A 24,726-nucleotide genomic window follows, 5' to 3' on the forward strand; every position below is an offset into this window, starting at 1 on the left:
GTGAAACAACGGGCCTTCGACGTTGTTGTGGTTGGCGGGGGGCATGCTGGTGCCGATGCGGCGCACGCCGCGGCCCGGACCGGCGCGCGCACGGCACTCGTCACGCTGTCGCGTACGGGGATCGGCGTGATGTCATGCAACCCGGCCATCGGCGGTCTGGGCAAGGGCCATCTTGTCCGTGAGATCGACGCGCTGGACGGCGTCATGGGTCGTGTTGCCGACCGCGCGGGCATCCAGTTCCGGCTTTTGAACCGGCGAAAGGGCCCCGCCGTGCAGGGCCCGCGCGCACAGGCGGACCGGAAGATCTACCGCGAGACCATGCTGGCCGAGATGGAGGCGTGTCCCAACCTCGAGATCGTCGAGGGCGAGGTCGCGGACTTCATCATGCGGGGTGAACAGGTCAACGGCGTTCGCCTTGTGGATGATGTCGAGATCACGGCCGGTGCGGTTGTCCTTACCACTGGCACCTTCCTTCGTGGCGTGATCCATATCGGCGATGAGTCGCGCCCGGGCGGCCGCATGGGTGATAAACCTTCGGTTCGGTTGGCGGAACGCATCGATTCCTTCGGTGTTGAGCTCGGTCGGCTGAAGACCGGGACGCCACCGCGGCTGGACGGTCGAACGATCGATTGGTCCCGCTTGGAAACCCAACCCGGGGATAACGACCCGGTCATGTTTTCCTTCCTTTCGCAAGACGCACCGGTCGCCGATCAGGTCGCCTGCGGGATAACGCACACGAACGAGCGCACGCACGAGATCATACGCGATAACCTGGGGCGATCGGCGATGTACGGCGGACGGATTGACGGAACCGGCCCGCGGTATTGCCCGTCGATCGAGGACAAGATCGTGCGGTTCGCGGACAAACCCTCGCACCAGATCTTCCTGGAACCGGAAAGCCTGTCGGATCACGTGATCTATCCGAACGGTATTTCGACCTCGCTGCCGCAAGAGGTGCAACTCAGCTACGTGCGGTCGATCTTGGGGTTGGAGCGCGCCGAGATCCTGCAACCGGGCTACGCCATCGAGTATGATTACGTCGACCCACGTGCGCTGGACGCGACGCTGGGTCTCAGGAAAATCCCGGGTCTTTATCTGGCCGGGCAGATCAATGGGACCACCGGCTACGAGGAGGCCGCCGCCCAGGGGCTGGTTGCCGGACTGAACGCGGCGCGTTCTGTGCTTGGTCGCGCGCCGGTGAGGTTCAGCCGCTCGGACAGCTATATCGGGGTGATGATCGACGATCTGATCACAAGGGGCGTTTCGGAGCCCTACCGGATGTTCACCTCGCGCGCGGAATTCCGGCTTTCGCTGCGCGCGGATAATGCGGATCAAAGGCTGACGCCGCGGGGCATGAACGCGGGTTGCGTGGGCGACGTCCGTGCACGGCTGTTCGCGGAAAAGATGGAGCGGCTGGATCGCGGTCGCAATAGGCTGGAAGAACTGGTGGTCACACCACACAGGCTGAACGATATCGGGATCAGGGTGAATCACGATGGAACGCGGCGATCCGGGTTTCAGGTGCTGGCATTTCCCAACGTGGATTTCGATGACCTGGAATGTCTGGATCCGACGCTGGCGGATGTTGATCAGCGTACCCGGCGCCAGTTGGAGCGCGACGCATTATACGCGAACTATATCGGGCGGCAGGAGCGTGATGTTGAATCGCTTCGCCGCGATGAAGCACATGAGATCCCCGATGGTTTCGATTACGACGCGATCAACGGGTTGTCGAACGAACTGAAGGCAAAGCTGTCGGCGCAACGGCCGGCGTCACTTGCACAGGCCGGCCGGATCGATGGGATGACTCCGGCGGCGTTGGCCCTGATCCTTTCGAGGATCCGTCAGGGACATCGTGAGCGGAGCGCATGAACGGCGGGTGGCAGTGCGATGTTTCACGTGAAACATCCGCCCGGCTTGACCGCTACGAAGAGCTTCTTCGCAAGTGGAACCGGAAAATCAATCTGGTGGCTCCGGGAACACTGGATAGCATCGGGCAGCGCCACATCCAGGACTCGGCACAACTGCTGAGGTTCGCGCCACCGGGCTCCGTACACTGGCTCGATCTTGGTGCCGGCGGCGGATTTCCGGGGCTGGTCATCGCGATCCTTGCAATGGAAAGCGGCAACCCCCGTCGGGTTACGCTCGTCGAAAGCGATCAGCGGAAGGCGGTGTTCCTCCGGACAGTAATCCGCGAAACCGGTGCACCGGCCGACGTGATCGCGGAACGAATCGAAGACCTTCAGCCGATGAACGCGGACGTTCTTTCCGCGCGTGCCCTCGCCCCGCTCGACAAATTGCTGGGGCATGCCGAGCGGCATTTGAAACCCGGCGGCGTCGCGATCTTTCCGAAAGGCGCACGCTGGCGGGAGGAGCTCGCCCGGGCGCAAAGCCAGTGGCATTTCCACCACGAGGTTGCTAAAAGCGAAACGGAGCCTCTCGCCGTCATTCTACGCATTACAGGAGTTGCCCGTGACTGACCCGACCCGCCCACGTGGCCCGAAGATCATCGCGATTGCCAACCAGAAGGGAGGCGTCGGCAAGACAACGACTGCGATCAACCTCGGTACCGCCCTGGCACAGGCGGGACAGCAGATACTCGTGGTGGATCTGGATCCCCAGGGCAATGCGTCGACCGGGATCGGTGTGGAGCCCGACGAACGGGAATACACGACTTATGAGCTTCTCCTGGAAGACATCGACCTGGGAGAGGTGATACGGCCCACGCAAATCGAGAACCTGTCGATCGTTCCGGCAACGGTGGATCTGAGTTCGGCGGATATCGAGCTGATCGCCAACGAAAAGCGCAGTTTCCTGCTCCACGACGCGCTTCGCCAGAACGCGATGGACGCTTATGCATTCGATTACATCCTTGTCGACTGCCCGCCGTCGCTGAACCTTCTGACCGTCAACGCGATGGTGGCGGCGCATTCGGTCCTCGTGCCATTGCAGAGCGAGTTCTTCGCGCTCGAGGGGCTGTCGCAATTGATGCTGACGGTCCGCGAGGTTCGGCAGTCGGCCAACCCGGATTTGCGGATCGAGGGGATCGTTCTGACGATGTATGACGCCCGCAACAACCTGTCCGCGCAAGTGGAGCAGGACGCCCGGCAAAATCTCGGCGACCTTGTTTTCAAGACGATCATCCCCCGCAACGTACGTGTGAGCGAGGCGCCGTCCTATGCGCTTTCGGTGCTGAAATACGATCCATCCTCGAAAGGCGCGCAAGCATACCGGGCCCTTGCCGACGAGTTGATGAAGAACCAGACGAAGGCAGCTGCCTGAGCAGGAAGGAAACAGGAATGTCCGACAGGAAAAACAAACAGCGCGGTCTGGGCCGGGGCCTGTCCGCGCTGATGGCCGATGTCAACGAGGAGACGGCGCCCGATGTCGAAGAGGGCACCCGCCGGTCGGACATGACCGTGCCGATCGAGAAGGTGGCACCCAATCCCGAGCAGCCGCGCCGCAGTTTCGACGAAGAGAACCTGAACGAACTGGCAAGTTCTATCCGGGAAAAGGGTATCATCCAGCCGCTCATCGTTCGTCCCCGTCCCGGGCATGACGACGAATACGAAATCGTGGCGGGCGAACGCCGCTGGCGTGCGGCGCAGATTGCGAAACTTCATGAACTGCCGGTGATCGTGCGCGACTTCGATGATACCGAGGTGCTCGAGGTCGCCATCATCGAGAATATCCAGCGCGCGGATTTGAACCCGGTGGAAGAAGCCTCCGGCTACATGCAACTGATGGACCGGTTCGGCCATACCCAGGAAAAACTCGCCGAGGTCCTCGGCAAGAGCCGCAGTCACATCGCGAACGCCACGCGCCTCTTGCACTTGCCGGACGAGGTCCAGTCGCTGCTGCGCGACGGCAAGCTGTCCGCGGGACATGCGCGCGCGTTGATTACATCCGATACACCCCTCGATCTCGCAAGGGAGGTGATGCGCAAGGGCCTGTCCGTGCGCGAGACCGAGAAACTCGCGAAAGCCGGGATCGGCAAGCCGGCGAAGAAGCAACGCGCCGGGAGCTCATCGGAGAAGGATGCGGACACGAAAGCCCTGGAAGGCGATCTTTCGGCAAATCTGGGGATGCGCGTGACCGTCGATCACAAGCCCGGCGGCGAAGCCGGTCAGGTCATCATTCGCTACGATTCGCTCGATGAACTGGATTCGCTGTGCGGTTTGCTCAGCGGGGGCCATGCGGCCGGGTCCAGATGAACAGCAGGACCAGCGACAGAACGACCAGCTGGATCAATATGATATAAGCCGCGACGCCGGACACGAAGGATATCACGGCGACCGCGACGATACCGAGTGTCGCGAGCCGTTTTCCACGCAAGGATATGGCGCCGTGATCGCGCCAGTCGGCGATGACCGCGCCGAAGCGCGGATGCCTGACCAGCCAGTTGTGCAGGCGTGCCGAGGAGCGGGCGAAGCAGAAGGCCGCGAGAAGGATGAAAGGCACCGTGGGCAACAACGGCACCACGACGCCAAGCAAACCCAACCCGAGACTGAGCAAGCCAAGCAAGAGCCACAGGATATACATCGTTATCCCGACAAGAATTCACGGATAATCCCGTTGAGCAATATTCGCCCCGAAGGCGTGACATGCAAACGGGAACCGTTTTCGGAGATCAGCCCGAGATCCGAAAGCATCGACCTCGCCCCCTGTCGAATCGGTTTTCCAGCCAAGGCCGCATAGCGGTCCATGTCGATTCCTTCGACCAGCCGCAATCCCATCATCAGGTATTCGTCGGCCTGGTCGGTCCGCGAAAGCTTGGATGACGTATCTTCACAGGCCCCGGAGGACGCGGCGCGCAACCATGCGGCAGGATCATTGACGGCACGGGTTGCCCGCCGCTCGCCGTCAACGGTGATGCGGCCATGTGCCCCGGGGCCGATGCCGACGTAATCACCGTACCGCCAATAGATCATGTTATGTCTTGATTCAGACCCTGATACGGCGTGATTCGACACTTCGTAGGCTTGCAGGCCTGCCGCATCGCAAAGTCCCTGGGTCAGTTCGTACATGTCCGCGGCAAGATCGTCCTGCGGCAACCCGCGGAGCCCCCCCTGGGCATGGCGTGCGCCGAAGGCCGTGCCCGGCTCGATCGTCAACTGGTAAAGAGACAGGTGATCGGCCGCCATGGCCAGCGCCTCGTTCAGTTCCCGGCGCCAGTCATCCAGGCCCTGGTCCTGCCGCGCGTAGATGAGATCGAAGCTGACGCGGCCGAACGCGTTTCGAGCGACATCATAGGCGCGTCGTGCATCCGCGACGCTGTGGATCCGGCCCAGGCGCCGCAACGCATCGTCATCGAGGGTCTGCACGCCGAGCGAAAGCCGGGTGACGCCGGCGTCGGCAAATCCGGCGAACCGCCCGGCTTCCACCGAGCCGGGGTTGGCTTCCAGCGTGACCTCCAGGTCATTGGCCACCGGCCAACTCGCACGGATGCGGTCAAGCACGGCATGGACCGTTTCGGGAGACATCAGGCTGGGCGTGCCGCCGCCGAAGAATACCGTATTCAATACCCGCCCCGGCAGCCGGGCGGCGTACCGGTCGATTTCCGCGATATACGCTTCGCGCCATGCACCGTGGTCAATTCCGTCCGCGACGTGACTGTTGAAATCGCAATAGGGGCACTTGGCCGCGCAATAGGGCCAGTGGATGTAAAGGCCGAAGCCGCCCTTTTCCCAATCCTCAGCCAAAACAGCCCTTGAGAAACCTGTTCAATGCGTCCGCGCGGTGGCTGATGCGGTTCTTTTCGTCGGCATTCATCTCTGCAAACGTCAAATCGTGTCCCTTCGGCACGAACATCGGGTCATACCCGTGGCCGTGCATCCCGCGCGTGGGCCAGACCACGCGGCCTTCCACCTTGCCCGGAAACACTTCGTCGTGCCCATCCGGCCAGGCCAGCACAAGCGTGCACCGGAACCGCGCAGTCCAGGGTTCGGGCGCGCCCCGAGCCACGAGTTCGTCATGGGCGCGGGTCATCGCGCGGGTGAAATCGCGTCCGTGTTCCGTTTCGGCCCAGTTCGCGGTGTATACCCCGGGCGCGCCGTCGAGTGCATCGATCTCGATTCCCGAATCGTCGGCAAGCGCGGGAAGGCCGGTCGCCTTGGCGGCGGCGTGCGCCTTGATGCGCGCGTTTCCGAGGAATGTCGTTTCGGTCTCGCATGGCTCATCGAGATTGCGCTCGTCAGCCCCGATCACGGAAACGCCGTGCGGTGCCAGCAGCGCACGGATTTCTGCCAGCTTGCCGGCGTTGTGCGTCGCAACCAGCAGCTCGCGGCTTTCGAGGTTACGCATCGACCGCGGCCACCTGCTTGGTGGCAAGCTGTTCAATCCCGGCCTGCGCGAGGTCCATGAGCTCGGTCATCTGGTCGCGTGAAAAAGTCGCCCCCTCGGCCGACATCTGCACCTCGATCAGGCGGCCGTCGCCGGTCATGACGAAATTCCCGTCGGCACCGGCTTCGCTGTCCTCGGCGTAGTCCAGATCGACCACCGCTTGGCCGGCATAAAGCCCGCACGACAGCGCGGCGACCGGCGATGTCAGCGGATCGCTCACGATGTCGCCCGCCTTCAGAAGCTTGTTCACAGCCAGGCGAAGCGCCACCCAACCGCCGGTGATGGCGGCGCAGCGCGTCCCGCCGTCAGCCTGTATAACGTCGCAGTCGATGGTGATCTGGCGTTCTCCCATTGCAACGCGATCAACGCCGGCGCGCAGGCTGCGCCCGATCAGCCGCTGGATCTCGACGGTGCGGCCACCCTGCTTGCCGGCAGTGGCCTCGCGGCGCATGCGGCTGGTCGTGGAGCGTGGCAGCATGCCGTATTCCGCCGTCACCCAACCCAGTCCGGAGCCCTTCATGAAGGGCGGCACGCGATCTTCCAGCGTGGCGGTACAAAGAACATGGGTGTCGCCCATGCGGATCAGGCACGCGCCTTCGGCGTGCTTCGTGACCCCTGTTTCGATTGAAACGGGGCGCAATTCGCTTAAATCTCGTCCGGAAGGCCGCATGATGTTCCCCTTGCCGTTTGGCAACGGGCATATAGCCGGGCCGGAGGGGACTGCAACCCCGATTGATTTTTTCCCCGATGGCTCCTTAATCATGGGCAGACAGGACATGCGGGCAAGATGAACGACGTGAGCAATATCCTGGCGGAAATGAACGACCGGTCGCGCGAGGTCTTTCGGCGCGTCGTCGAAGCCTACCTTGCGACCGGGGACCCGGTCGGATCGCGCAGTCTGACCCGTCAGATGAACGAACGGGTAAGCGCCGCCACGATCCGGAACGTCATGCAGGATCTGGAGTATCTCGGGTTGCTCGACAGCCCACACGTCAGTGCCGGCCGCGTGCCGACGCAGGAAGGGCTGCGCATGTTCGTCGATGGGCTGCTGGAAGTCGGCGATCTGGAAATGGCCGACCGAGAACGCATCGACGCCACACTCGGCAGCAACTCGCAGGACGTGACCGGTGCGCTGGACCGGATCGGTGCCGCGCTGTCCGGTGTGACGCAGGGTGCGTCGTTGGTATTGGCACCAAAGCACGAGGCGCCGATCAAGCACATCGAGTTCGTCAGCCTTGCACATGATCGCGCGTTGGTGGTCCTCGTCTTTGCCGATGGCCATGTCGAGAACCGGATCTTCACCCCGCCGCCCGGCCACACCCCGAGCTCGATGCGCGAGGCCGCCAACTTCCTGAATGCGCTGATCGAAGGACGTACGCTGAGCGATCTGCACAAGGTCATCGCGACGCAGATTTCCGAGCGCCGGCAGGAAATCGACAGCCTGGCGCGCCAGCTGGTCGAAAACGGCCTGGCTGTCTGGGACGACGACAGCGAGACCTACGAGCGTTTGATCGTGCGTGGCCGGGCCAACCTGCTGGAGGAGGAGGCCGACGCCGAGGACCTGGAGCGCATCCGCAACCTGTTCGACGATCTTGAACGCAAGCGAGACATCGCCGAGTTTCTCGAACTGGCCGATGCCGGGGAGGGCGTGCGGATCTTCATCGGATCCGAGAACAAACTTTTCTCACTTTCGGGTTCCTCTCTGGTGGTCTCTCCTTATATGAACGCAGACCGGAGAATCATCGGCGCGGTGGGCGTGATCGGCCCGACGCGCCTGAACTACGGACGCATCGTGCCGATCGTGGATTACACGGCACAGCTGGTCGGAAAGCTGATCGCCGACCGCAACTAGAGGTGGATTATGGCAGAGCCCAAGAACGAGGATTTCCTGGACGACGTGGAACAGGCCGAAGCCGAAGAGCTCCAGAAGGAGCTGTCCGAACCCACCGGTCAGGAGGCCGAAATGGATGCACTGCGCGCCGAGCGGGATGACCTGAAAGACAAGTTCATGCGCGCACTCGCCGACGCCGAGAACGCGCGCAAGCGCTCGGAAAAGGATCGCCGCGAGGCCGAGCATTACGGTGGCTCCAAGCTGGCGCGCGACCTTCTTCCCGTCTATGACAACCTGAAGCGCGCGCTGGATGCGGCCGGTGACGCGCAGCGCGAGGAATCTGCCGCGCTGCTCGAAGGTGTCGAGCTGACGCTTCGCGAGCTGCTGAGCGTCTTCGCCAAGCACGGGATCACGCCGATTTCGCCGGAGGTGGGTGACAAGTTCGATCCGAACCAGCACGAGGCGATGTTCGAGGCGCCCGTTCCCGGAACGACGGCGGGTGAGATCATTCAGGTCTCGGCCGAGGGTTTCATGCTGCATGACCGGATCCTGCGTCCCGCGCAGGTCGGCGTGTCATCGAACCAAGGGGGCTGACGCGGTTTCAGCTTCCGGCGAGTTTCCTGAGTTCGTAGACCAGGTCGAGCGCTTCGCGCGGCGTCAGCTCGTCCGGCAGAATGTCGCGCAGGCGCTCTTCAACCGGCGAACTGGTGTGCGTGTCCGCGGGAGACGCGGCTGCAGCCGAAAACAACGGCAGGTCGTCGATCAAGGCCTCGCGCGCGCCACCACCTTCGCGGTCGCCCTTTTCCAGGGCATCCAGGACGACGCGGGCGCGCTCGACCACTGATTCGGGCAGGCCGGCGAGCCGGGCGACCTGAACCCCGTAGGAGCGGTCGGCCGCACCGGGCTGTACCTCGTGCAGGAAAATCACGTCGCCCGCGTGTTCCTTGACCGAGACCGTGGCCGTTTCCAGCCGGTCCAGTTTGTCGGCCAGCCCGGTGAGTTCATGATAATGCGTGGCGAACAGCGCCCGGCAACGGTTGACCTCGTGCAGGTGTTCCAGCGTCGCCCAGGCGATCGACAATCCGTCATAGGTCGCCGTGCCGCGACCGATCTCGTCGAGGATGACCAGCGCCCGGTCGTCGGCGCGATTCAGGATCGCTGCCGTCTCCACCATCTCGACCATGAAGGTCGACCGCCCCCGCGCCAGATCGTCCGAGGCGCCGACGCGGCTGAACAACTGGCTGACAACACCGATGCGCGCGCTTTCGGCGGGCACGTAGCAGCCCGCCTGCGCCAGCAGCGCGATCAGCGCATTCTGCCGCAGATAGGTGGACTTGCCCGACATGTTGGGGCCGGTAAGCAAACATATGTCAGATCTTGTGCCCAGGTGGCAATCATTGGCAACGAAGGGTGCGCCGTCCTGCGCGCGCAGCGCCTGTTCGACGACGGCATGACGGCCGCCCTCGATATCGAGGGCGCGGCTTTCGTCGACGACCGGTCTGCACCAGCCCTCGCCGTTGGCAAGGTCGGCCAGTGCCGCTGCAACATCAAGGTTTGCCAGCGCGCGCGCCGTCTGGCCCAATGCGGGCGCACAATTCAGCACTGACTGCTTCAGGTTTTCGAACAGGCGTTTCTCGATTTCCTGCGCACGGCCGCCAGCGTTCAGGATACGGGTTTCCATCTCGCTCAGTTCCGGCGTCGTGAAGCGGACCTGGTTGGCGGTGGTCTGGCGGTGCCGGAACGTGTCGTTCAGCGGCGGTGAGAGCATCTTTTCGGCATGCGTCGCCGTCACCTCCACGAAGTAGCCGAGCACGTTGTTGTGCTTGATCTTCAGGGACTGGATTCCCGTTTGCTGGACATACTCGCTCTGCATGCCGGCGATCAGGCCGCGGCCTTCGTCGCGCAGCTTGCGCACCTCGTCGAGTTCGGCGTCGTGTTCCGGCGCGATGAAACCGCCGTCGCGCGCGAGCAGCGGCGGTTCGGCCACGAGAGCTCGATCGAGCAGATCGCAAAGTTCCGCGTGACCCGTGAGATCGCATCTGGCCTGCGCCGCGAGCTCCGGCAGGTTCTGACCTGACAGCAACCCGGCGATCCCTTCCGCCTGCGCGAGCGCATCGCGCACCGCGGCAAGGTCGCGCGGCCCGCCCCGATCGATTCCCAGCCGCGACAGCGCACGGTCCAGGTCCGGCACCTGGCGCAACATGCTGCGAAGTTCGCCGGTGACCGATGTTCTTTCCGCAAAGATGTCAACGGCGTCCAAGCGCGCCTCGATTTCGGAAACGGCGCGCGCCGGGCTGGACAGGCGCCGCTCCAGCAAACGGCTGCCGCCCGCCGTCACCGTGCGGTCCACCGCCGCCAGAAGCGATCCGGCCCGTCCGCCGGACATCGCCTGCGTGATCTCAAGGTTCCGCCGGGTGGCTGCATCGATCTGCATTGCCCGGCTCTCCGCCTCCTGCCGGGGCGGGCGCAGCAGCGGCAGTTTGCCCTTCTGCGTGATCTCCAGGTATTCGGCAATGGCACCCATGGCGGCGATCTCGGCCCGCGAGAACCGGCCATAGGCCTCGAGGGTGGCGACACCGAACAGGCTGCACAGTCTCTTTTCCCCGCCGGTGCTGTCGAAGGCGGCACGCCCAAGTTCCGTGGGGGCCGCCCCGCTGTCGGCCACCGTTTCGCGTGTTGCCGCGTCGCCGCCTTCCGGAAGGATCACCTCGGAGGGGGTAAGCCGGGCAAGTTCCGGCCCGAGCCGTGCCGGCGTGATCGGCATGGCGTGAAAGGCCCCGGTCGAGATATCGACCCAGGCCAGCGCAGCGCCGTCCCGGATGCTGGCGAAAGATGCAAGGTAATTGTGGCGCCGCGCATCCAGCAGGCTTTCCTCGGTCAGTGTGCCGGGCGTAACAACACGCGTTACCTCGCGGCGAACGACCGCCTTGGAGCCGCGCTTCTTCGCCTGCGCCGGGTCCTCCATCTGTTCGGCAATGGCGACGCGGAATCCATGGCGGATCAGGTTGAGCAGGTAGCTTTCCGCCGAATGAACGGGCACCCCGCACATCGGGATGTCGTCGCCCAGGTGCTTGCCCCGTTTGGTCAGCGCGATGTCCAGCGCCTCGGCCGCGGCCACGGCATCGTCGAAGAACAGTTCATAGAAATCGCCCATCCGATAGAACAGCAACGCCTCCGGATGCTGCGCCTTGATCTCGAGATATTGCGCCATCATCGGCGTGGCGGCGGTTTCGGTCGTCACGCTGTCCCCCGGGTTTTCGGATTGCCGCGAACCTTACAAAGCCCGCCTCCCGGGTGAAACCGGAAAACGCCGTGCAGTTGAGCCGGCGGGCCCGCCACGCTAAGACGCCAAGGCGATACGGCACGAAGGGCACGCATGATGACGAAATCGAAACTCACCCCCGAAGAGGCGCTTGCCTTTCACCTCGAACCCGCGCCGGGCAAGTTCGAGATCCAGCCCACCGTGCCGATGACGACACAGCGCGATCTGAGCCTGGCGTATTCGCCCGGCGTCGCCGTGCCCTGCGAGGCGATTTCGGAACGGCCCGAAACGGCCTATGACTACACCAACAAGGGCAACCTGGTGGCTGTGGTGTCCAACGGCACCGCCGTGCTGGGGCTGGGGAACCTGGGCGCGCTGGGGTCCAAGCCGGTGATGGAAGGCAAGGCAGTGCTGTTCAAGCGCTTCGCCGACGTCAACGGCATCGATATCGAACTCGACACCGAAGACCCGGATGCCTTCATCCAGGCCGTCAAGCTGATGGGACCCACGTTCGGCGGTATCAACCTCGAGGACATCAAGGCGCCGGAGTGTTTCATCATCGAGCAGACGCTCAAGGAAGAGATGGACATTCCGGTCTTTCACGACGACCAGCACGGCACGGCCGTCATCTGCGCCGCGGGGCTGATCAACGCGCTTCACATCTCGGGAAAGCGGATAGAGGACTGCAGGATCGTGCTCAACGGCGCGGGCGCGGCGGGAATCGCGTGTATCGAGCTGCTCAAGGCGATGGGCGCGCGGCATGACAACTGCATCGCCTGCGACACGAAGGGTGTCATCCATCAGGGTCGCGAAGAGGGCATGAACCAGTGGAAATCGGCCCATGCCGTCGACACGCCCCTTCGCACGCTCGAAGAGGCGATGGAAGGCGCCGATGTATTCCTCGGCGTTTCGGTCAAGGGGGCGGTGACGCCGGGAATGGTGGAAAGCATGGCCGAGGATCCGGTCATCTTTGCCATGGCCAATCCCGACCCCGAGATCACGCCGGAAGAGGCGCAAGCGGTACGCGCCGACGCGATCATCGCGACGGGACGGTCGGACTACCCGAACCAGGTCAATAACGTCCTTGGCTTTCCGTATCTGTTCCGGGGCGCGCTGGACATCCACGCGCGGGCGATCAACGACGAGATGAAGATCGCCTGTGCCGAGGCGCTTGCCGAGCTGGCGCGCGAGGATGTCCCCGACGAGGTTGCGATGGCCTACGGGAGGAAGCTGACCTTCGGGCGCGACTACATCATTCCGACACCCTTCGATCCGCGGCTCATTCATACCGTGCCGCCGGCCGTGGCGCGCGCGGGCATGGACACCGGCGCGGCGCGGCGCCCGCTCGTCGACATGGAGTCATACGAGGAAACACTGCGCGCCCGCATGGACCCGACGGCAAGCATCCTGCGTTCTATCAACGCGCGTGCCCGCCACGCCCAGGCGCGCATGATCTTTGCAGAGGGCGATGATCCGCGCGTCCTGCGTGCGGCAGTGCAGTATCAGCGCACCGGCCTGGGTAAGGCCCTCGTCGTGGGCCGCGAACCGGACGTGAAGAACAAGCTCGAGGCGGCCGGCCTCGGGGATGCCGTGCGCGAGATCGAGGTGGTGAACGCCGCCAACACCCGCCACCTCGATCAATACAAGGAGTTCCTTTACCAGCGACTTCAGCGAAAGGGCCATGACCGGCACGACATTCACCGTTTGGCTGCGCGGGACCGGCACGTTTTCTCGGCGCTCATGCTGGCGCATGGCCACGGCGACGGGCTGGTCACGGGCGCCACGCGCAAATCGGCGCATGTCATGGAGTTCATCAACCACGTTTTCGACGCTGACGCGGAACACGGCGCCGCGGGCGTGACGGCGCTGCTGCACAAGGGCCGTATCGTGATGATCGCGGACACGCTGGTGCACGAGTGGCCCGACGAGGAGGACCTGGCGAACATCGCGGAACGGTCCGCCGGCGTCGCCCGGCATCTCGGGCTCGTGCCCCGCGTGGCGTTCGTGTCGTTCTCGACCTTCGGATATCCGCGTTCGGAACGTGCAACCAAGATGCACCGGGCGCCGCAGGTTCTAGAAGAGCGCGGTGTCGACTTCGAGTTCGAGGGCGAGATGACGGTGGACGTGGCGCTGAACACCCGCGCGCAGGAGGCCTACCCCTTCCAGCGCCTTACCGGTCCGGCCAATATCCTGGTGGTTCCGGCGCGGCATTCGGCGTCGATTTCGGTGAAGCTCATGCAGGAGATGGCAGGTGCCACGATCATAGGCCCGATCCTGTCGGGCGTGGACAAGTCGATCCAGATATGCTCGTCGAATTCGACGGCCAGCGACATCCTCAACATGGCCGTGCTGGCCGCCTGCAAGGTCGGCTGACGACGTGCGTCAGCCGACGAAAGGCGCGTCCTTGCCCCACAGTTCGCGCACCCGCTCGTCGCGGCCGCAGCCCTCGCGATATCGCTCGTAGGCGTCGGCCCGCGTTATGTAGCCAAAGCGCGTCAATGTGCGTTCTTTGCTCTTGTAGTAATCCTGGTGATAGGCCTCGGCCTTGTAGAACGTGTCTTTCTCCAGGATCGGCGTCACGATCTTCCGGTCCAGTTCATTCCGCGCGCGCCGCTTCGCCGCCTTGGCATCGGCGCGCGCCTCCTGGCTGTCCACGAAGATCGCCGTGCGGTAGCTGTCGCCGCGATCGCAGAACTGCCCGCCGGCATCCGTCGGATCGATCGAGCGGAAGAACAGATGAAGAAGACGTTCGCGGCTCACGACGTCGGGGTCGTAGATGATCTCGACCGCCTCGTAATGGCCCGTGCCGCCGCGCACGACTTCCTTGTAGGTCGGGTTCCTTGTGGTCCCTCCGGTATAGCCCGAGACAACCTCGCGAACGCCCTCCACTTTCTCGAAGTCGGCTTCGACGCACCAGAAGCATCCCCCGGCCACGGTCAGCACATCCGTCTCGGCCGCCTGTGCTCGGCTACAATGAACGATCAGCCCTGCCGTGACGGCCATCACAAGGGCCACCGTTCTCAAGTCCAACCTGCGTACTACCATCGAATAAATCTCGCTCGTGTCGTGGCGTTTCACCGTGGAGCCTAGCACGTCGCGGCGTCACGGCGTCCCGGTGTCACGGCATGGTGATCGGGGTTTACTGCTTGGCACGGTGCGGCGCATTGCCTAGCGTGTCGAGGCGAACCCGGAGGTGCGCATGGACGATCACCAGACAACCCACCAGGCGGCAGAGGATGCACGCAACGAGACCGTGCTGGTCTGGCTGAACGGGCGGTTGCTGCCGCGTGAAAAAGCATTGGTCAGCGTCTACGACAGCGGTTTCATGCTGGGCGACGGCGTGTGGGAGGGCCTGCGCCTTTACGATGGCGTCTGGGCGTTCGCCGACGAACACCTCGACCGGCTGTTCCAGGCCGCCAAGGCGATCGACCTCGACGTTGGCATGACGGGGGATGACCTTTCTGCCGCCTTGCGCGAAACACAGCGCGCGAACGGGATGCAGACCGATGCGCATGCCAGGCTGATGGTCACGCGCGGTGTCAAGTCGCGCCCGTTCCAGCACCCGTCGCTGTCGCGCCAGGGGCCGACGGTGGCGATCATCATGGAACACTCCCGCCCGCAGATCGCCCGGCCCATCCGGCTGGCCACGGTGCCGCATATCCGTGGCCTGCCGATGAGCCAGGATCCGAAGCTGAATTCGCATTCCAAGCTCAACTGTGTGCTGGCCTGCATCGCGGCCGAGAAGGCTGGCGCCGACGAGGCATTGATGCTCGATGTCCATGGCTTCGTGAACACCACCAACGCCTGCAACTTCTTCGTCGTGCGCGGTGGCGAGGTCTGGACCAGCACGGGCGACTACTGCATGAACGGGATCACGCGGCAAAAGGTTATCGACGTCTGCCGCGCAGACGGTATCCCGGTCTTCGAGAAGAACTTTTCCCTGGTCGAGACATACGACGCCGACGAGGCGTTCCTGACCGGCACGTTCGGCGCGCAGACGCCGGTGGGCGAGATCGATGGCCGCCGGATCGGCACCGGCCGGATCGGCCCGGTCACGGAGCACATCCAGGGCCTTTACAAGGCTCTGATAAAGGCGAATGCGGCCTGATGCGGCTCGCAGTCTGGTCAGGGCCGCGCAACCTGTCGACGGCGATGATGTATGCTTTTGCCGCGCGCGGCGATTTCGCCGCCGTCGACGAACCCTTCTATGCCGCCTACCTTGCACGAACGGGCCTCGATCATCCGATGCGCGAGGCGATCCTCGCGGCCCAGCCCCGCGAGCCGGAGACCGTGGTGGCGCAGCTTCTTGGCGCGGTGCCGGGTGGCAAGCCGCATTTCTACCAGAAACACATGGCCCAGCACATGATCGACGGCTTTCCGCGCGACTGGGTGCATGCGGTGACCAACGTCTTCCTGATCCGCCATCCCGCACGCGTCGCGGCCAGTTTCTCGGCGAAGTACGACAACCCCACCCTGGACGATATCGGCTTCCGCCAGCAGGCGGAGCTTCACGATGCGCTGTCTGCGGCCGGCGCGGCGCCCGTCGTCATCGATTCCGCCGACATCCGGCAGGATCCGGAGGCGAAGCTGCGCAAGCTATGCGCGGCGCTGGGCCTGGAGTGGCGGCCGGAGATACTGCACTGGCCGGCCGGTCCGAAACCCTTTGACGGGGTCTGGGCGCCGCACTGGTACGGCGCGGTGCACGAAAGCACCGGCTTTGCCGGGCCGGACGGGCCGTTGCCGGAGCTTGACCCGCATCGCGCCGAGCTGGCCCGCGCGGCCATGCCATTCTACGAACGGCTGCGCGCGGCAGCGCTTTAGGGCCGCTCAGCCCTTGAGCCGGCGTTCCCGCGCCGCCAGCAGCTTCAGACGCAGGGCGTTGAGCTGGATGAAACCTTCGGCGTCCTTTTGATCGTAGGCGCCGGCGTCGTCCTCGAAGGTCACATGCGCCTCGGAATAGAGACTGTGCTCGGACCACCGCCCGACCGTGCGGACCGATCCCTTGTAGAGCTTGAGGCGCACGGTGCCGGTGACATGGGCCTGGCTGGCGTCGATCGCCGCCTGCAGCATCTCGCGCTCCGGGCTGTACCAGAAGCCGTTGTAGATCAACTCGGCATAGCGCGGCATCAGCTCGTCCTTCAGGTGCGCCGCGCCCCGGTCGAGCGTGATCTGCTCGATCCCGCGGTGCGCCTCCAGCAGGATCGTGCCGCCGGGCGTCTCATAGATGCCGCGCGATTTCATGCCCACGAAGCGCCCCTCGACAAGATCCAGCCGGCCGATGCCGTGGGTGCCCCCCAGCTCGTTCAGGCGGGTGAGCAATTCGGCGGGCGACATCGCCGCGCCGTCGATGCTGACGGCGTCGCCCTTTTCGAACCCGATCTCGACGAATTGCGGGGTCTCGGGTGCCTCCTCGGGATGCGCGGTGCGCTGATAGACGTAATCGGGCGCCGCCTCGGCGGGGTCCTCCAGCACCTTGCCCTCCGACGAGGTATGGAGCAGGTTGGCGTCGACGCTGAATGGGGCCTCGCCGCGCTTGTCCTTGGCGATGGGGATCTGGTGCTTCTCGGCGAAATCCAGAAGCTTCGTGCGGCTCGTGAGGTCCCACTCGCGCCACGGTGCGATGACCTTGATCTCGGGGTCGAGCGCATAGGCCGCCAGCTCGAACCGGACCTGGTCGTTGCCCTTGCCGGTGGCCCCGTGCGCGACGGCGTCGGCCCCGGTTTCGGCGGCGATTTCGACCAGCCGCTTGGAGATCAGCGGCCGCGCGATCGAGGTGCCCAGAAGGTAGAGCCCCTCGTAGACCGCGTTGGCGCGGAACATCGGGAAAACGAAATCGCGCACGAACTCCTCTCGGATGTCCTCGATGAAGATGTCCTCGGGCGCGATACCCAGCATCTCGGCCTTCTTGCGGGCGGGTTCGAGTTCCTCGCCCTGGCCGAGGTCGGCGGTGAAGGTCACCACCTCGCAGCCGTATTCGCTTTGGAGCCACTTGAGGATGATCGAGGTGTCGAGGCCGCCGGAGTAGGCGAGCACAACTTTCTTGGGCGCGGACATGGTCTTCCCCCGTTTTCCGGATGCTGCGCGCGCTTACCGGGTTTTGAACCAAGGGGCAAGCCTGCGGGGTTTGCAGCGCAGCACCTGCCCGCTATGACGGGTTCGCGGGCCATTGCACGCCCTCTTGTTCAACATCAGGGGCGCCACCCATGAAAGGCTGGACGATCTTTCGACACGCCATGCGGCTTGTCACCGGCAACCGGCAGGAGGCGATGCGCCTTGCCGTCGTCCCGATGCTCGGGCTTTATGCCGTCACCTGGGCGATCCTGCGCGCAAGCGGTTTCACGTTCATGGCCACCGGCGGCGGGGGCGTCAGCGCGTTTTCCGGCAGCGGCACGCTGAGCGGGGGAACGGCACTCTTGCTGTGGTTCCTCTGGATGGCCGTGACGGTCTGGGTCTTCGTGGGCTGGCACAGGTTCGTCCTTCTCGAAGAATACCCGGAGGGCTGGATCCCGCCGCTGCACGGCCCGGAAAGCATCGGCTACCTGGGCCGGATGCTGATGCTGGCGGGCATATCGCTGGCGCTGATGATCCCGGTCTTCGTCGTCGTGGGGCTTGCCGCCGGCGGCGGGAGCGCGGCGATCGCACCGGTTCTTGCCATCGTCGGGGTCATGGCGGTCGGCGTGGTGTTCTACAGGCTTTCGCCCATATTGCCGGCAGCTGCCATAGGCACGCCGTTGACGCTGCGCGCCGCGTGGGAATCGACGAACGGCACGGCCGGTGCGATCGTTGCAATCGCGGTGATCGTGTTCGTGCTGCAACTGTTTCTTCAGTTCGTCACCGCGATCCTGTTCGCCATCTTCGCGCCCCTCGGTTTGCTTGCCGCCTTCGCCGTGACGGTGTTCATGACGCTGCTGGGCGCCAGCCTGTTGACGAGTTTCTATGGTCACTACGTCCAGGGTCGCGCGCTGGAGTGAGTTCGCGGAAGGTATGCGGCGGTATGCTTTCTGCGCCGCTCTTGCCAGCCCGGGGCACTTGGGCCACTGAGAGGCATGACCGATTTTCCCGCGAATGCCCGGGCGGCGGAACAGGCGATGCGCACCGTTTTCCCGCCCACGCCGCTGCAACGCAACGATCACCTGAGCGAGCGCTACGGCGCCGAGATCCTGCTCAAGCGCGAGGATCTCAGCCCCGTCCGCTCGTACAAGCTGCGCGGGGCATTCAATGCCATGCGCAAGGTTGTCGGCGGTGCATCGGCGCCGCCCCGCTTCGTCTGTGCCAGTGCGGGCAACCATGCGCAGGGCGTGGCTTTCATGTGCCGGCACTTCGGCGTGAAAGGTGCCATCTTCATGCCCGTCACCACGCCGCAGCAGAAGATCGGCAAGACCCGGAAGTTCGGCGGTGATGCGATCGAGATCCACCTGACCGGCGACTACTTCGACGACACGCTCACCGCCGCGCAGGGTTATTGCGCGGAAGTCGGCGGGCATTTCCTGCCGCCGTTCGACGACGCCGACGTGATCGAGGGCCAGGCCTCGGTCGCCGTGGAAATCGAGATGCAGCATGGTGGCGCGCCGGACCGCATCGTGATGCCCGTGGGCGGCGGCGGGCTGTCGGCCGGTGTCCGCAGTTACTTCGGGACGCGTTGCGCCTTTACCCTGGCCGAGCCGTCCGGCGGCGCCTGTCTCGCGGCCGCTTTGCGCGCCGGGGCGCCGGTTCGGCTGGATCACGTGGCCAACTTCGCCGACGGCGCCGCGGTCGCCCGGATCGGTGACAGGACCTTCGCGCGGCTGGCCGATCTCGACCCGGGCGCGACGTTGACGATCGACGAGGACAGGCTTTGCACCACGATGCTGGAGATGCTCAACATCGAAGGGATCGTTCTGGAGCCCGCGGGCGCACTGGCCATCGACGCGCTCAAGGACCTGGCGGACGAGATCCGTGGCAAGACGATCATCTGCGTGGCCTCTGGCGGGAATTTCGATTTCGAACGCTTGCCCGAGGTGAAGGAACGTGCACAGCGTTATTCGGGCGTGAAGAAGTATTTCATCCTGCGCATGCCCCAACGTCCGGGCGCGTTGAAGGATTTCCTGCAGATCCTCGGCCCCGAGGACGACATTGCGCGATTCGAATACCTCAAGAAATCCGCGCGCAATTTCGGATCGGTGCTGATCGGGATCGAGACGAGCCATGCCGACAACTTCATCGCGCTCGAACGTGCGCTGAACGCGGCGGGGTTCGATCACCGTGACATCACCGATGACCCGGTCCTGGCGGAATTCCTGATCTAGCCATCGCTGGTACGCTCGATCGCGGAAAGCAGGATGGACCGCGACGTGGCGAAACACTGTCGCGCGGCGTCAAGGTCCACGGGCCCGGGCTCATCGGCCGCGGCCTGTCTTTCACCTTCGAGGCAAAGTTCCGCGAATGACCGGAACCCAAGGTTCAGGGCGCTGCCCTTGAGAAAATGCAGTTTCTGCTCAAGCACCTGCGCCGGCATACCCTCCTCGAGCGTGGCAATCTCAGTTTCCACTTCCTCGAGAAACAATGCCACGACCTCTGCGAAGTCGTCGTCGCCGATCTCGTCGCGCAGCTCCTCCAAGCGTCCCCAGTCGATCATGGGCGTCCCTTCCGTCGCTTGGTCTTCACGGTGGCCCGTGCAAGTTAACAAACCCTGCATTTCCGGCTGAAAAATCACCGTTTCATACCGACTTAAGGGAAACCCCGTATGACTGCCCCATGCAGGAAGCCGACGGGCAGTTACCGGACAAGCCGAACCCGGCCGAGACGACCCTGGTGGGTGGCGATGTCATCCGCCGGGTTCTCGTGCTCGACGACAGTCGTTTGCAGCGCCGTATCCTGGCGGCCTCGCTCGAACGCTGGGGCTTCGAGATTCTCGAGGCCGACAGTGGCCGCGCGGCGCTGGACCTGTGCCGCGAACGCCCCCCCGACCTGGTGCTGAGCGACTGGATGATGCCGGGCATGGACGGTGTCGCGTTCTGCCGCGAATTCCGCCGGATGCCGCGCGAGAGCTACGGGTATTTCATCCTGCTGACCTCGAAGAGCGACAAGGACGATATCGCCCATGGCCTCGACGCCGGCGCCGACGATTTCCTGACGAAGCCGGTCAACCCGGGCGAGTTGCGCGCGCGCATCTCGGCGGGTGCGCGTATCCTGCGCATGGAGCGCGAACTGACCGAGAAAAACCGGCTGCTCGGCTCCACGCTCGGAGAACTCCAGACGGTCTACGGTTCGCTCAAGACCGACCTGGTCGAGGCGCGCAAACTCCAGCAGTCCCTGGTCAGCGAACGCTACCGCGACTTCGGTCGCGCCGAGGTTGCGCTGATGCTGCAGTCCAGCGGCGATGTCGGCGGCGACCTCGTCGGGTTCTTCCCGATCGGTGAGCGGCGGATCGGGTTGTTCGGCATAGACGTCTCCGGCCATGGCATAAGCTCCGCTCTATTGACCGCGCGGCTTTCAGGCTTCCTTTCGTCGGCAGTGCCCGAACAGAACGTGGCGCTCAAACGCTTGTCCTCGGGGCTTTTCGTCCCGCGCCCGCCGGCCGAGGTGACCCGTGAACTCAACCAGCTTTTCCTGGATGAGCTGCGCACGGAACTCTACTTCACGCTTCTGCTGGCCGATGTTGATCTCGTGACAGGCCGGGTTTGCATGGCGCAGGCCGGGCATCCGCATCCGCTGGTCCTGCGCGCGGGCGGACAGGTCGAATCAGTCGGCCCCGGCGGGCTTCCTGTCGGGCTGGTAGACGGCGCGCGTTATGACCACTTCGAAGTATGCCTCAACAGCGGGGATGCCTTGCTGATCCATTCCGACGGCCTGACGGATTGCACCGATCCTCAGGGCCGACAAATGGGCGAGGCCGGGCTGGAACGCCTTGTCGGCAGTCTGGCGGGGCTGCCGCCGCGTCAGTTCCTCGATACGCTCTTGTGGCAAATCGCGGATTTCGCGGGTGGGCGCGACATGCCCGATGATGCCTCTGCCGCGCTTCTGGCGTTCAGGTGACGCACCCGAACCGTGCCGCGAAATGCCGGTCGCCGGCATTGCCCAGCGAGGATGCCGCCCTTGCGGGCGCCATCCAAAGCGCGCTGTGGCCCGGCTCGGTCGGCGCATGCAGAGGCCGTACCGGACGTGCGAGGTATACGATGCACAGTTTCTCGGCCCAGAGATCGTATTCGGGCATGTAGGCAAACCGCCGGAAGCTGCCCAGCCGGCGCGGCGCGGCGATCTTCCAGCCGGTTTCCTCGAGCACCTCGCGGTGAAGCGCCTGCACCGGCGCTTCGCCCGGGTCGATTCCGCCACCGGGAAGCTGAACCTCCGGGTGCGGGTGGCTCTGGCGGGTCAAAAGCAGGCGGCCCGCCCGCGGCAGGATGGCATAGACGCCCGGCCGCCGCCTGTAATCGCGCCCCTTCGCGGGTGGTGTTCCGAAACGCGGGATCATCGGCCCGTCCCTTTGCCAAGCGGTCAAGCACCATGTATAGGGCGCGTAGGGTAAATCGAGCGCGCAAGGAACCCCCGCCATGACAATCGGACAGAAACTCGCTTGGGACGACACGGTGCTGCCGTTTCAGCTCGACCGCGCGGACATTCGCGGGCGCGTGGCGCGCCTTGATACCGTGCTGGGCGGGGTTCTCAAGCAGCACGACTATCCCGAGCCGGTGGAAGCGCTGGTTGCCGAAATGGCGTTGCTGACCGCCCTGATCGGCCAGACGATCAAGCTGCGCTGGAAGCTGTCGTTGCAGGTTCAGACGCGCGGTGCCGTGCGTCTTATCGCGACCGATTACTACAGCCCCTCGAAGGAAGGCGAACCGGCATGGATTCGTGCCTACGCCGGGTTCGATGCCGATCGTCTGACCGCGGGGCGCGGGTTCGACCAGCTCGGAGAGGGGTATTTCGCGATCACGATCGACCAGGGCGAGGGCACGACCCCCTATCAGGGATTAACCCCGATCACTGGCGACAGCCTTGCAGCCTGCGCCGAGACCTATTTCGCGCAGTCCGAGCAATTGCCGACCCGCTTCGCGCTTGGCTACGGCAAATCGGCCGAGCCGGGCCGCCCGGCGGCCTGGCGCGGCGGCGGCGTGATGCTGCAACATCTGCCCGAGGCGCCGCCCCGCGCGACGGGCGGGGGATCCGGAGACCAGGGCCTGCTGAGGCCCGAGGATATCGTCGAAGGCGAGGAAGCCGAGAACTGGAACCGGGCGAACACCTTGCTGGACACCGTGGACGAACTGGAGCTCATCGGCCCCAACGTTTCGCCGACTGACCTGCTGGTGCGCCTGTTCCACGAGGAAACGCCCCGCGTCTTCGAGATCCAGCCGATCCGGTTCGGCTGCACCTGCTCCGAGGACCGCGTCCGGCGCAGCCTGTCGGCCTATGGCCCCGAGGACATCGCAGAGATGACAACCGAGGACGGCCGGGTGACTGCGGATTGCCAGTTTTGTGGGGCGCATTACGATCTCGACCCCGAAACGCTGGGCACGGGCCCGGTCGCACCGGATCAGGATGGCGATGCCGAGTGATCCGCTTGACCCGGTGCGCGCCGCGTTGGCCAACCCCGGCGTCGGCTCGTCCGATTTCGATCTCAACCCGGATACGGTTCTTGCACCCGGCCGCCGGTTGCGGCCGGCCGGGGTTCTGCTGGGGGTGCTGAACGGGGACGGTGCCCCGCGTCTGATCTTGACGAAACGCTCCTCGGCTCTGAAGCATCACCCCGGCCAGATTGCCTTTCCCGGCGGAAAGCAGGATCCGGGCGACCCGGATGTCACCGCCGCCGCGCTGCGCGAGGCGCATGAGGAGGTCGGGCTCGACCCCGCCAACGTCGAGGTTCTGGGATGCCTGCCCACCCATGAAACCGTGACGGCCTTCGACGTGACACCGGTGGTGGCGCGCGTGCGGCACCCGTTCGAATTCCGGCCGGAGGCAGGCGAGGTGGAGGAAGTTTTCACCGTGCCGCTGACCCATGTCCTGACGCCCGGCAATTTTCGCGTTGAGGCGCGGAGGTGGCGGGGCAGTTGGCGGCGCTACTACACGGTGCCGTTCGGGCCGTATTACATCTGGGGGGCAACCGCGCGAATCCTGCGCGCCATCGCAGAGGCGGCGGGCCAGCGATGAGGATCTCGGGCGACTGGATCGCGGCCGAGGAAACCCAGGCCGTCTGCCGCGCGCTGACAGATGCCGGGTTTCAGGCGCTGTTCGTGGGGGGGTGCGTGCGTAACGCGCTTCTGGACGTGCGGGTGGACGACATCGACATCGCGACGGACGCGCACCCGGAAACCGTGATGGACCTCGCCCGGGCCGCAGGCATGAAGCCGGTGCCCACCGGGATCGATCACGGCACCGTCACGGTCGTGTCGCAACATGTGCCGCACGAGGTCACGACCTTCCGCGAGGATGTCGAGACCTTCGGCCGGCACGCGGTCGTGGCCTATGCCACCGATGTGCGCGAAGATGCGCGCCGGCGCGATTTCACGATGAACGCACTATATGCGCGGCCGGACGGCGAAATCGTCGATCCGCTTGGCGGCTTGCCGGACCTCCTGGCGCGGCGGGTTCGGTTCATCGAGGACCCCTATCAGCGCATCCGCGAGGACTATTTGCGCATCCTGCGGTTCTTCCGGTTCCATGCCCGCTACGGTGATCCGGCAGGCGGGCTCGATCCCGAGGGGCTGGCGGCGGCCGCCGACCTGGCCGATGGCCTGTCGGCGCTTTCGCGTGAACGGATCGGTCACGAGATGCGCAAGCTTCTGGCCGCGCCCGACCCGGCGCCATCGGTTGCGGCGATGCGGCAGGCCGGCGTGCTGGCCCGGATCCTTCCGGGGGCGCACGACCGTGCGCTTGGCCCCCTTGTTCACCTTGAACGGCAATGGAGCGCGGACCCCGAATGCATCCGGCGTCTGGCCGCGCTGGGCGGCGACGAGACTGCCGATCTACTGCGGCTGAGCAAGGCAGAAGCCCGGCGGCTGGACATCTTGCGCACGCAGGCTACCGCTTCGACACCGCCGCACGAACTCGGGTACCGATTCGGGGTCGAGGCCGGGCGTGACATCCTGCTGTTGCGTGCGGCGTTCCTTGAGCAAGCACTGCCCGAGGGGGCGCAATCGGCGCTGGAGAAGGGGGCAACGGCGGTTTTTCCGTTGGAAGCGCGCGACTTGATGCCCGATTATCAAGGCCCGTCGCTCGGCGCGCGGCTGCAGGAGCTCGAGCAACGGTGGATCGAGTCCCGGTTTTCCCTTGGTCGTGAGGTGCTGTTGGCGTCGGACGACGGGCAGAGTTGACGGGG

Annotated in this window: 24 protein-coding genes; 15 read left to right on the forward strand and 9 right to left on the reverse strand. The window is 64.8% G+C overall.

Features of this window, described 5'->3' with window-relative positions:
- The 4 genes from mnmG to CEF10_RS04455 are packed head-to-tail and all read left to right on the forward strand — an operon-like array spanning position 1 to position 4,214.
- A complete protein-coding gene (gene mnmG / locus CEF10_RS04440) occupies positions 1-1,872 on the forward strand; it encodes a tRNA uridine-5-carboxymethylaminomethyl(34) synthesis enzyme MnmG (RefSeq protein ID WP_408638414.1) in 1,872 nt (623 codons plus the stop codon).
- Entirely contained in the window at positions 1,869-2,480 is a 612-nt protein-coding gene (rsmG, locus tag CEF10_RS04445; RefSeq protein ID WP_101066755.1) for a 16S rRNA (guanine(527)-N(7))-methyltransferase RsmG, read from the forward strand. Before mnmG ends, rsmG begins: the two co-directional genes overlap by 4 nt.
- On the forward strand, positions 2,473-3,282 hold the full coding sequence (locus CEF10_RS04450) for a ParA family protein (protein ID WP_101066757.1): 810 nt from the start codon (positions 2,473-2,475) through the stop codon (positions 3,280-3,282). The genes rsmG and CEF10_RS04450 overlap by 8 nt, the downstream gene beginning before the upstream one ends.
- 17 nt (positions 3,283-3,299) lie before the next feature.
- Entirely contained in the window at positions 3,300-4,214 is a 915-nt protein-coding gene (locus tag CEF10_RS04455) for a ParB/RepB/Spo0J family partition protein (protein ID WP_101066759.1), read from the forward strand.
- On the opposite strand, the gene CEF10_RS04460 is transcribed toward CEF10_RS04455, so the two are convergent.
- The 4 genes from CEF10_RS04460 to rph are packed head-to-tail and all read right to left on the reverse strand — an operon-like array spanning position 4,183 to position 7,012.
- Positions 4,183-4,542 carry a YbaN family protein gene (locus CEF10_RS04460; RefSeq protein ID WP_101066761.1) on the reverse strand — a complete coding sequence of 120 codons (360 nt, stop codon included), beginning with the start codon at positions 4,540-4,542 and terminating at the stop codon, positions 4,183-4,185. The two genes, CEF10_RS04455 and CEF10_RS04460, sit on opposite strands and share 32 nt — an antisense overlap.
- 2 nt (positions 4,543-4,544) lie before the next feature.
- A complete protein-coding gene (hemW, locus tag CEF10_RS04465; RefSeq protein ID WP_101066763.1) occupies positions 4,545-5,702 on the reverse strand; it encodes a radical SAM family heme chaperone HemW in 1,158 nt (385 codons plus the stop codon).
- Complete coding sequence (gene rdgB / locus CEF10_RS04470; protein ID WP_101066766.1) at positions 5,695-6,303, reverse strand: RdgB/HAM1 family non-canonical purine NTP pyrophosphatase; 609 nt, start codon at positions 6,301-6,303, stop codon at positions 5,695-5,697. The genes hemW and rdgB overlap by 8 nt, the downstream gene beginning before the upstream one ends.
- Positions 6,296-7,012, reverse strand: a complete 717-nt coding sequence (gene rph, locus CEF10_RS04475) for a ribonuclease PH (protein ID WP_101066768.1) — start codon at positions 7,010-7,012, stop codon at positions 6,296-6,298. The genes rdgB and rph overlap by 8 nt, the downstream gene beginning before the upstream one ends.
- Before the next feature lie 117 nt (positions 7,013-7,129).
- On the opposite strand from rph, the gene hrcA reads away from it, so the two are divergent.
- Positions 7,130-8,194 (forward strand): heat-inducible transcriptional repressor HrcA, encoded by a 1,065-nt coding sequence (gene hrcA, locus CEF10_RS04480; RefSeq protein ID WP_101066770.1) that lies wholly within the window; start codon positions 7,130-7,132, stop codon positions 8,192-8,194.
- Positions 8,195-8,203: 9 nt separating this feature from the next.
- Positions 8,204-8,767: a nucleotide exchange factor GrpE gene (locus tag CEF10_RS04485; RefSeq protein ID WP_101066772.1), complete on the forward strand. Its 564-nt coding sequence runs from the start codon at positions 8,204-8,206 to the stop codon at positions 8,765-8,767.
- Positions 8,768-8,774: 7 nt separating this feature from the next.
- Here the strand turns inward: CEF10_RS04485 and mutS are convergent, their stop codons facing one another.
- Positions 8,775-11,387, reverse strand: coding sequence for a DNA mismatch repair protein MutS (mutS, locus tag CEF10_RS04490; protein WP_101067096.1), 2,613 nt, complete (start codon positions 11,385-11,387; stop codon positions 8,775-8,777).
- Between the two features lie 165 nt (positions 11,388-11,552).
- Here mutS and CEF10_RS04495 point away from each other — a divergent pair, with 165 nt between their 5' ends.
- On the forward strand, positions 11,553-13,808 hold the full coding sequence (locus tag CEF10_RS04495) for an NADP-dependent malic enzyme (RefSeq protein ID WP_101067097.1): 2,256 nt from the start codon (positions 11,553-11,555) through the stop codon (positions 13,806-13,808).
- 9 nt (positions 13,809-13,817) lie between these two features.
- On the opposite strand, the gene msrA is transcribed toward CEF10_RS04495, so the two are convergent.
- Positions 13,818-14,438 carry a peptide-methionine (S)-S-oxide reductase MsrA gene (gene msrA, locus CEF10_RS04500; protein WP_232796400.1) on the reverse strand — a complete coding sequence of 207 codons (621 nt, stop codon included), beginning with the start codon at positions 14,436-14,438 and terminating at the stop codon, positions 13,818-13,820.
- Between the two features lie 196 nt (positions 14,439-14,634).
- Here msrA and CEF10_RS04505 point away from each other — a divergent pair, with 196 nt between their 5' ends.
- On the forward strand, positions 14,635-15,543 hold the full coding sequence (locus CEF10_RS04505) for a D-amino acid aminotransferase (protein WP_101066776.1): 909 nt from the start codon (positions 14,635-14,637) through the stop codon (positions 15,541-15,543).
- A complete protein-coding gene (locus CEF10_RS04510; RefSeq protein ID WP_101066778.1) occupies positions 15,543-16,256 on the forward strand; it encodes a sulfotransferase-like domain-containing protein in 714 nt (237 codons plus the stop codon). Before CEF10_RS04505 ends, CEF10_RS04510 begins: the two co-directional genes overlap by 1 nt.
- A 6-nt stretch (positions 16,257-16,262) precedes the next feature.
- On the opposite strand, the gene CEF10_RS04515 is transcribed toward CEF10_RS04510, so the two are convergent.
- Entirely contained in the window at positions 16,263-17,489 is a 1,227-nt protein-coding gene (locus CEF10_RS04515; RefSeq protein WP_101066780.1) for an argininosuccinate synthase, read from the reverse strand.
- 149 nt (positions 17,490-17,638) lie between these two features.
- Here CEF10_RS04515 and CEF10_RS04520 point away from each other — a divergent pair, with 149 nt between their 5' ends.
- Both CEF10_RS04520 and ilvA read left to right on the forward strand, forming a co-directional pair.
- Complete coding sequence (locus CEF10_RS04520; protein ID WP_157932958.1) at positions 17,639-18,406, forward strand: hypothetical protein; 768 nt, start codon at positions 17,639-17,641, stop codon at positions 18,404-18,406.
- A 75-nt stretch (positions 18,407-18,481) separates the two neighbouring features.
- Positions 18,482-19,720: a threonine ammonia-lyase IlvA gene (gene ilvA / locus CEF10_RS04525; protein ID WP_101066785.1), complete on the forward strand. Its 1,239-nt coding sequence runs from the start codon at positions 18,482-18,484 to the stop codon at positions 19,718-19,720.
- On the opposite strand, the gene CEF10_RS04530 is transcribed toward ilvA, so the two are convergent.
- On the reverse strand, positions 19,717-20,049 hold the full coding sequence (locus tag CEF10_RS04530; RefSeq protein WP_101067098.1) for an Hpt domain-containing protein: 333 nt from the start codon (positions 20,047-20,049) through the stop codon (positions 19,717-19,719). The genes ilvA and CEF10_RS04530 overlap by 4 nt on opposite strands.
- 119 nt (positions 20,050-20,168) lie before the next feature.
- Between CEF10_RS04530 and CEF10_RS04535 the strand changes: the two genes are divergently transcribed.
- Entirely contained in the window at positions 20,169-21,449 is a 1,281-nt protein-coding gene (locus CEF10_RS04535) for a PP2C family protein-serine/threonine phosphatase (RefSeq protein WP_101066787.1), read from the forward strand.
- Here CEF10_RS04535 and CEF10_RS04540 read toward each other — a convergent pair.
- On the reverse strand, positions 21,442-21,885 hold the full coding sequence (locus CEF10_RS04540) for an NUDIX hydrolase (protein ID WP_101066789.1): 444 nt from the start codon (positions 21,883-21,885) through the stop codon (positions 21,442-21,444). The two genes, CEF10_RS04535 and CEF10_RS04540, sit on opposite strands and share 8 nt — an antisense overlap.
- 79 nt (positions 21,886-21,964) lie before the next feature.
- Between CEF10_RS04540 and hslO the strand changes: the two genes are divergently transcribed.
- From hslO to CEF10_RS04555, 3 genes are read left to right on the forward strand one after another with little or no spacing between them, the layout of a single operon-like run.
- The gene (gene hslO, locus CEF10_RS04545; RefSeq protein ID WP_101066791.1) at positions 21,965-22,966 is read left to right on the forward strand and encodes an Hsp33 family molecular chaperone HslO; all 1,002 of its coding nucleotides are present in this window, start codon (positions 21,965-21,967) and stop codon (positions 22,964-22,966) included.
- The gene (locus CEF10_RS04550; RefSeq protein ID WP_101066793.1) at positions 22,950-23,558 is read left to right on the forward strand and encodes a CoA pyrophosphatase; all 609 of its coding nucleotides are present in this window, start codon (positions 22,950-22,952) and stop codon (positions 23,556-23,558) included. The genes hslO and CEF10_RS04550 overlap by 17 nt, the downstream gene beginning before the upstream one ends.
- The gene (locus tag CEF10_RS04555; RefSeq protein WP_101066795.1) at positions 23,555-24,721 is read left to right on the forward strand and encodes a CCA tRNA nucleotidyltransferase; all 1,167 of its coding nucleotides are present in this window, start codon (positions 23,555-23,557) and stop codon (positions 24,719-24,721) included. Before CEF10_RS04550 ends, CEF10_RS04555 begins: the two co-directional genes overlap by 4 nt.
- Positions 24,722-24,726 lie beyond the last annotated feature (5 nt).

It is taken from the genome of Roseovarius salinarum (assembly GCF_002834145.1).
GTDB lineage: Bacteria > Pseudomonadota > Alphaproteobacteria > Rhodobacterales > Rhodobacteraceae > Roseovarius > Roseovarius salinarum.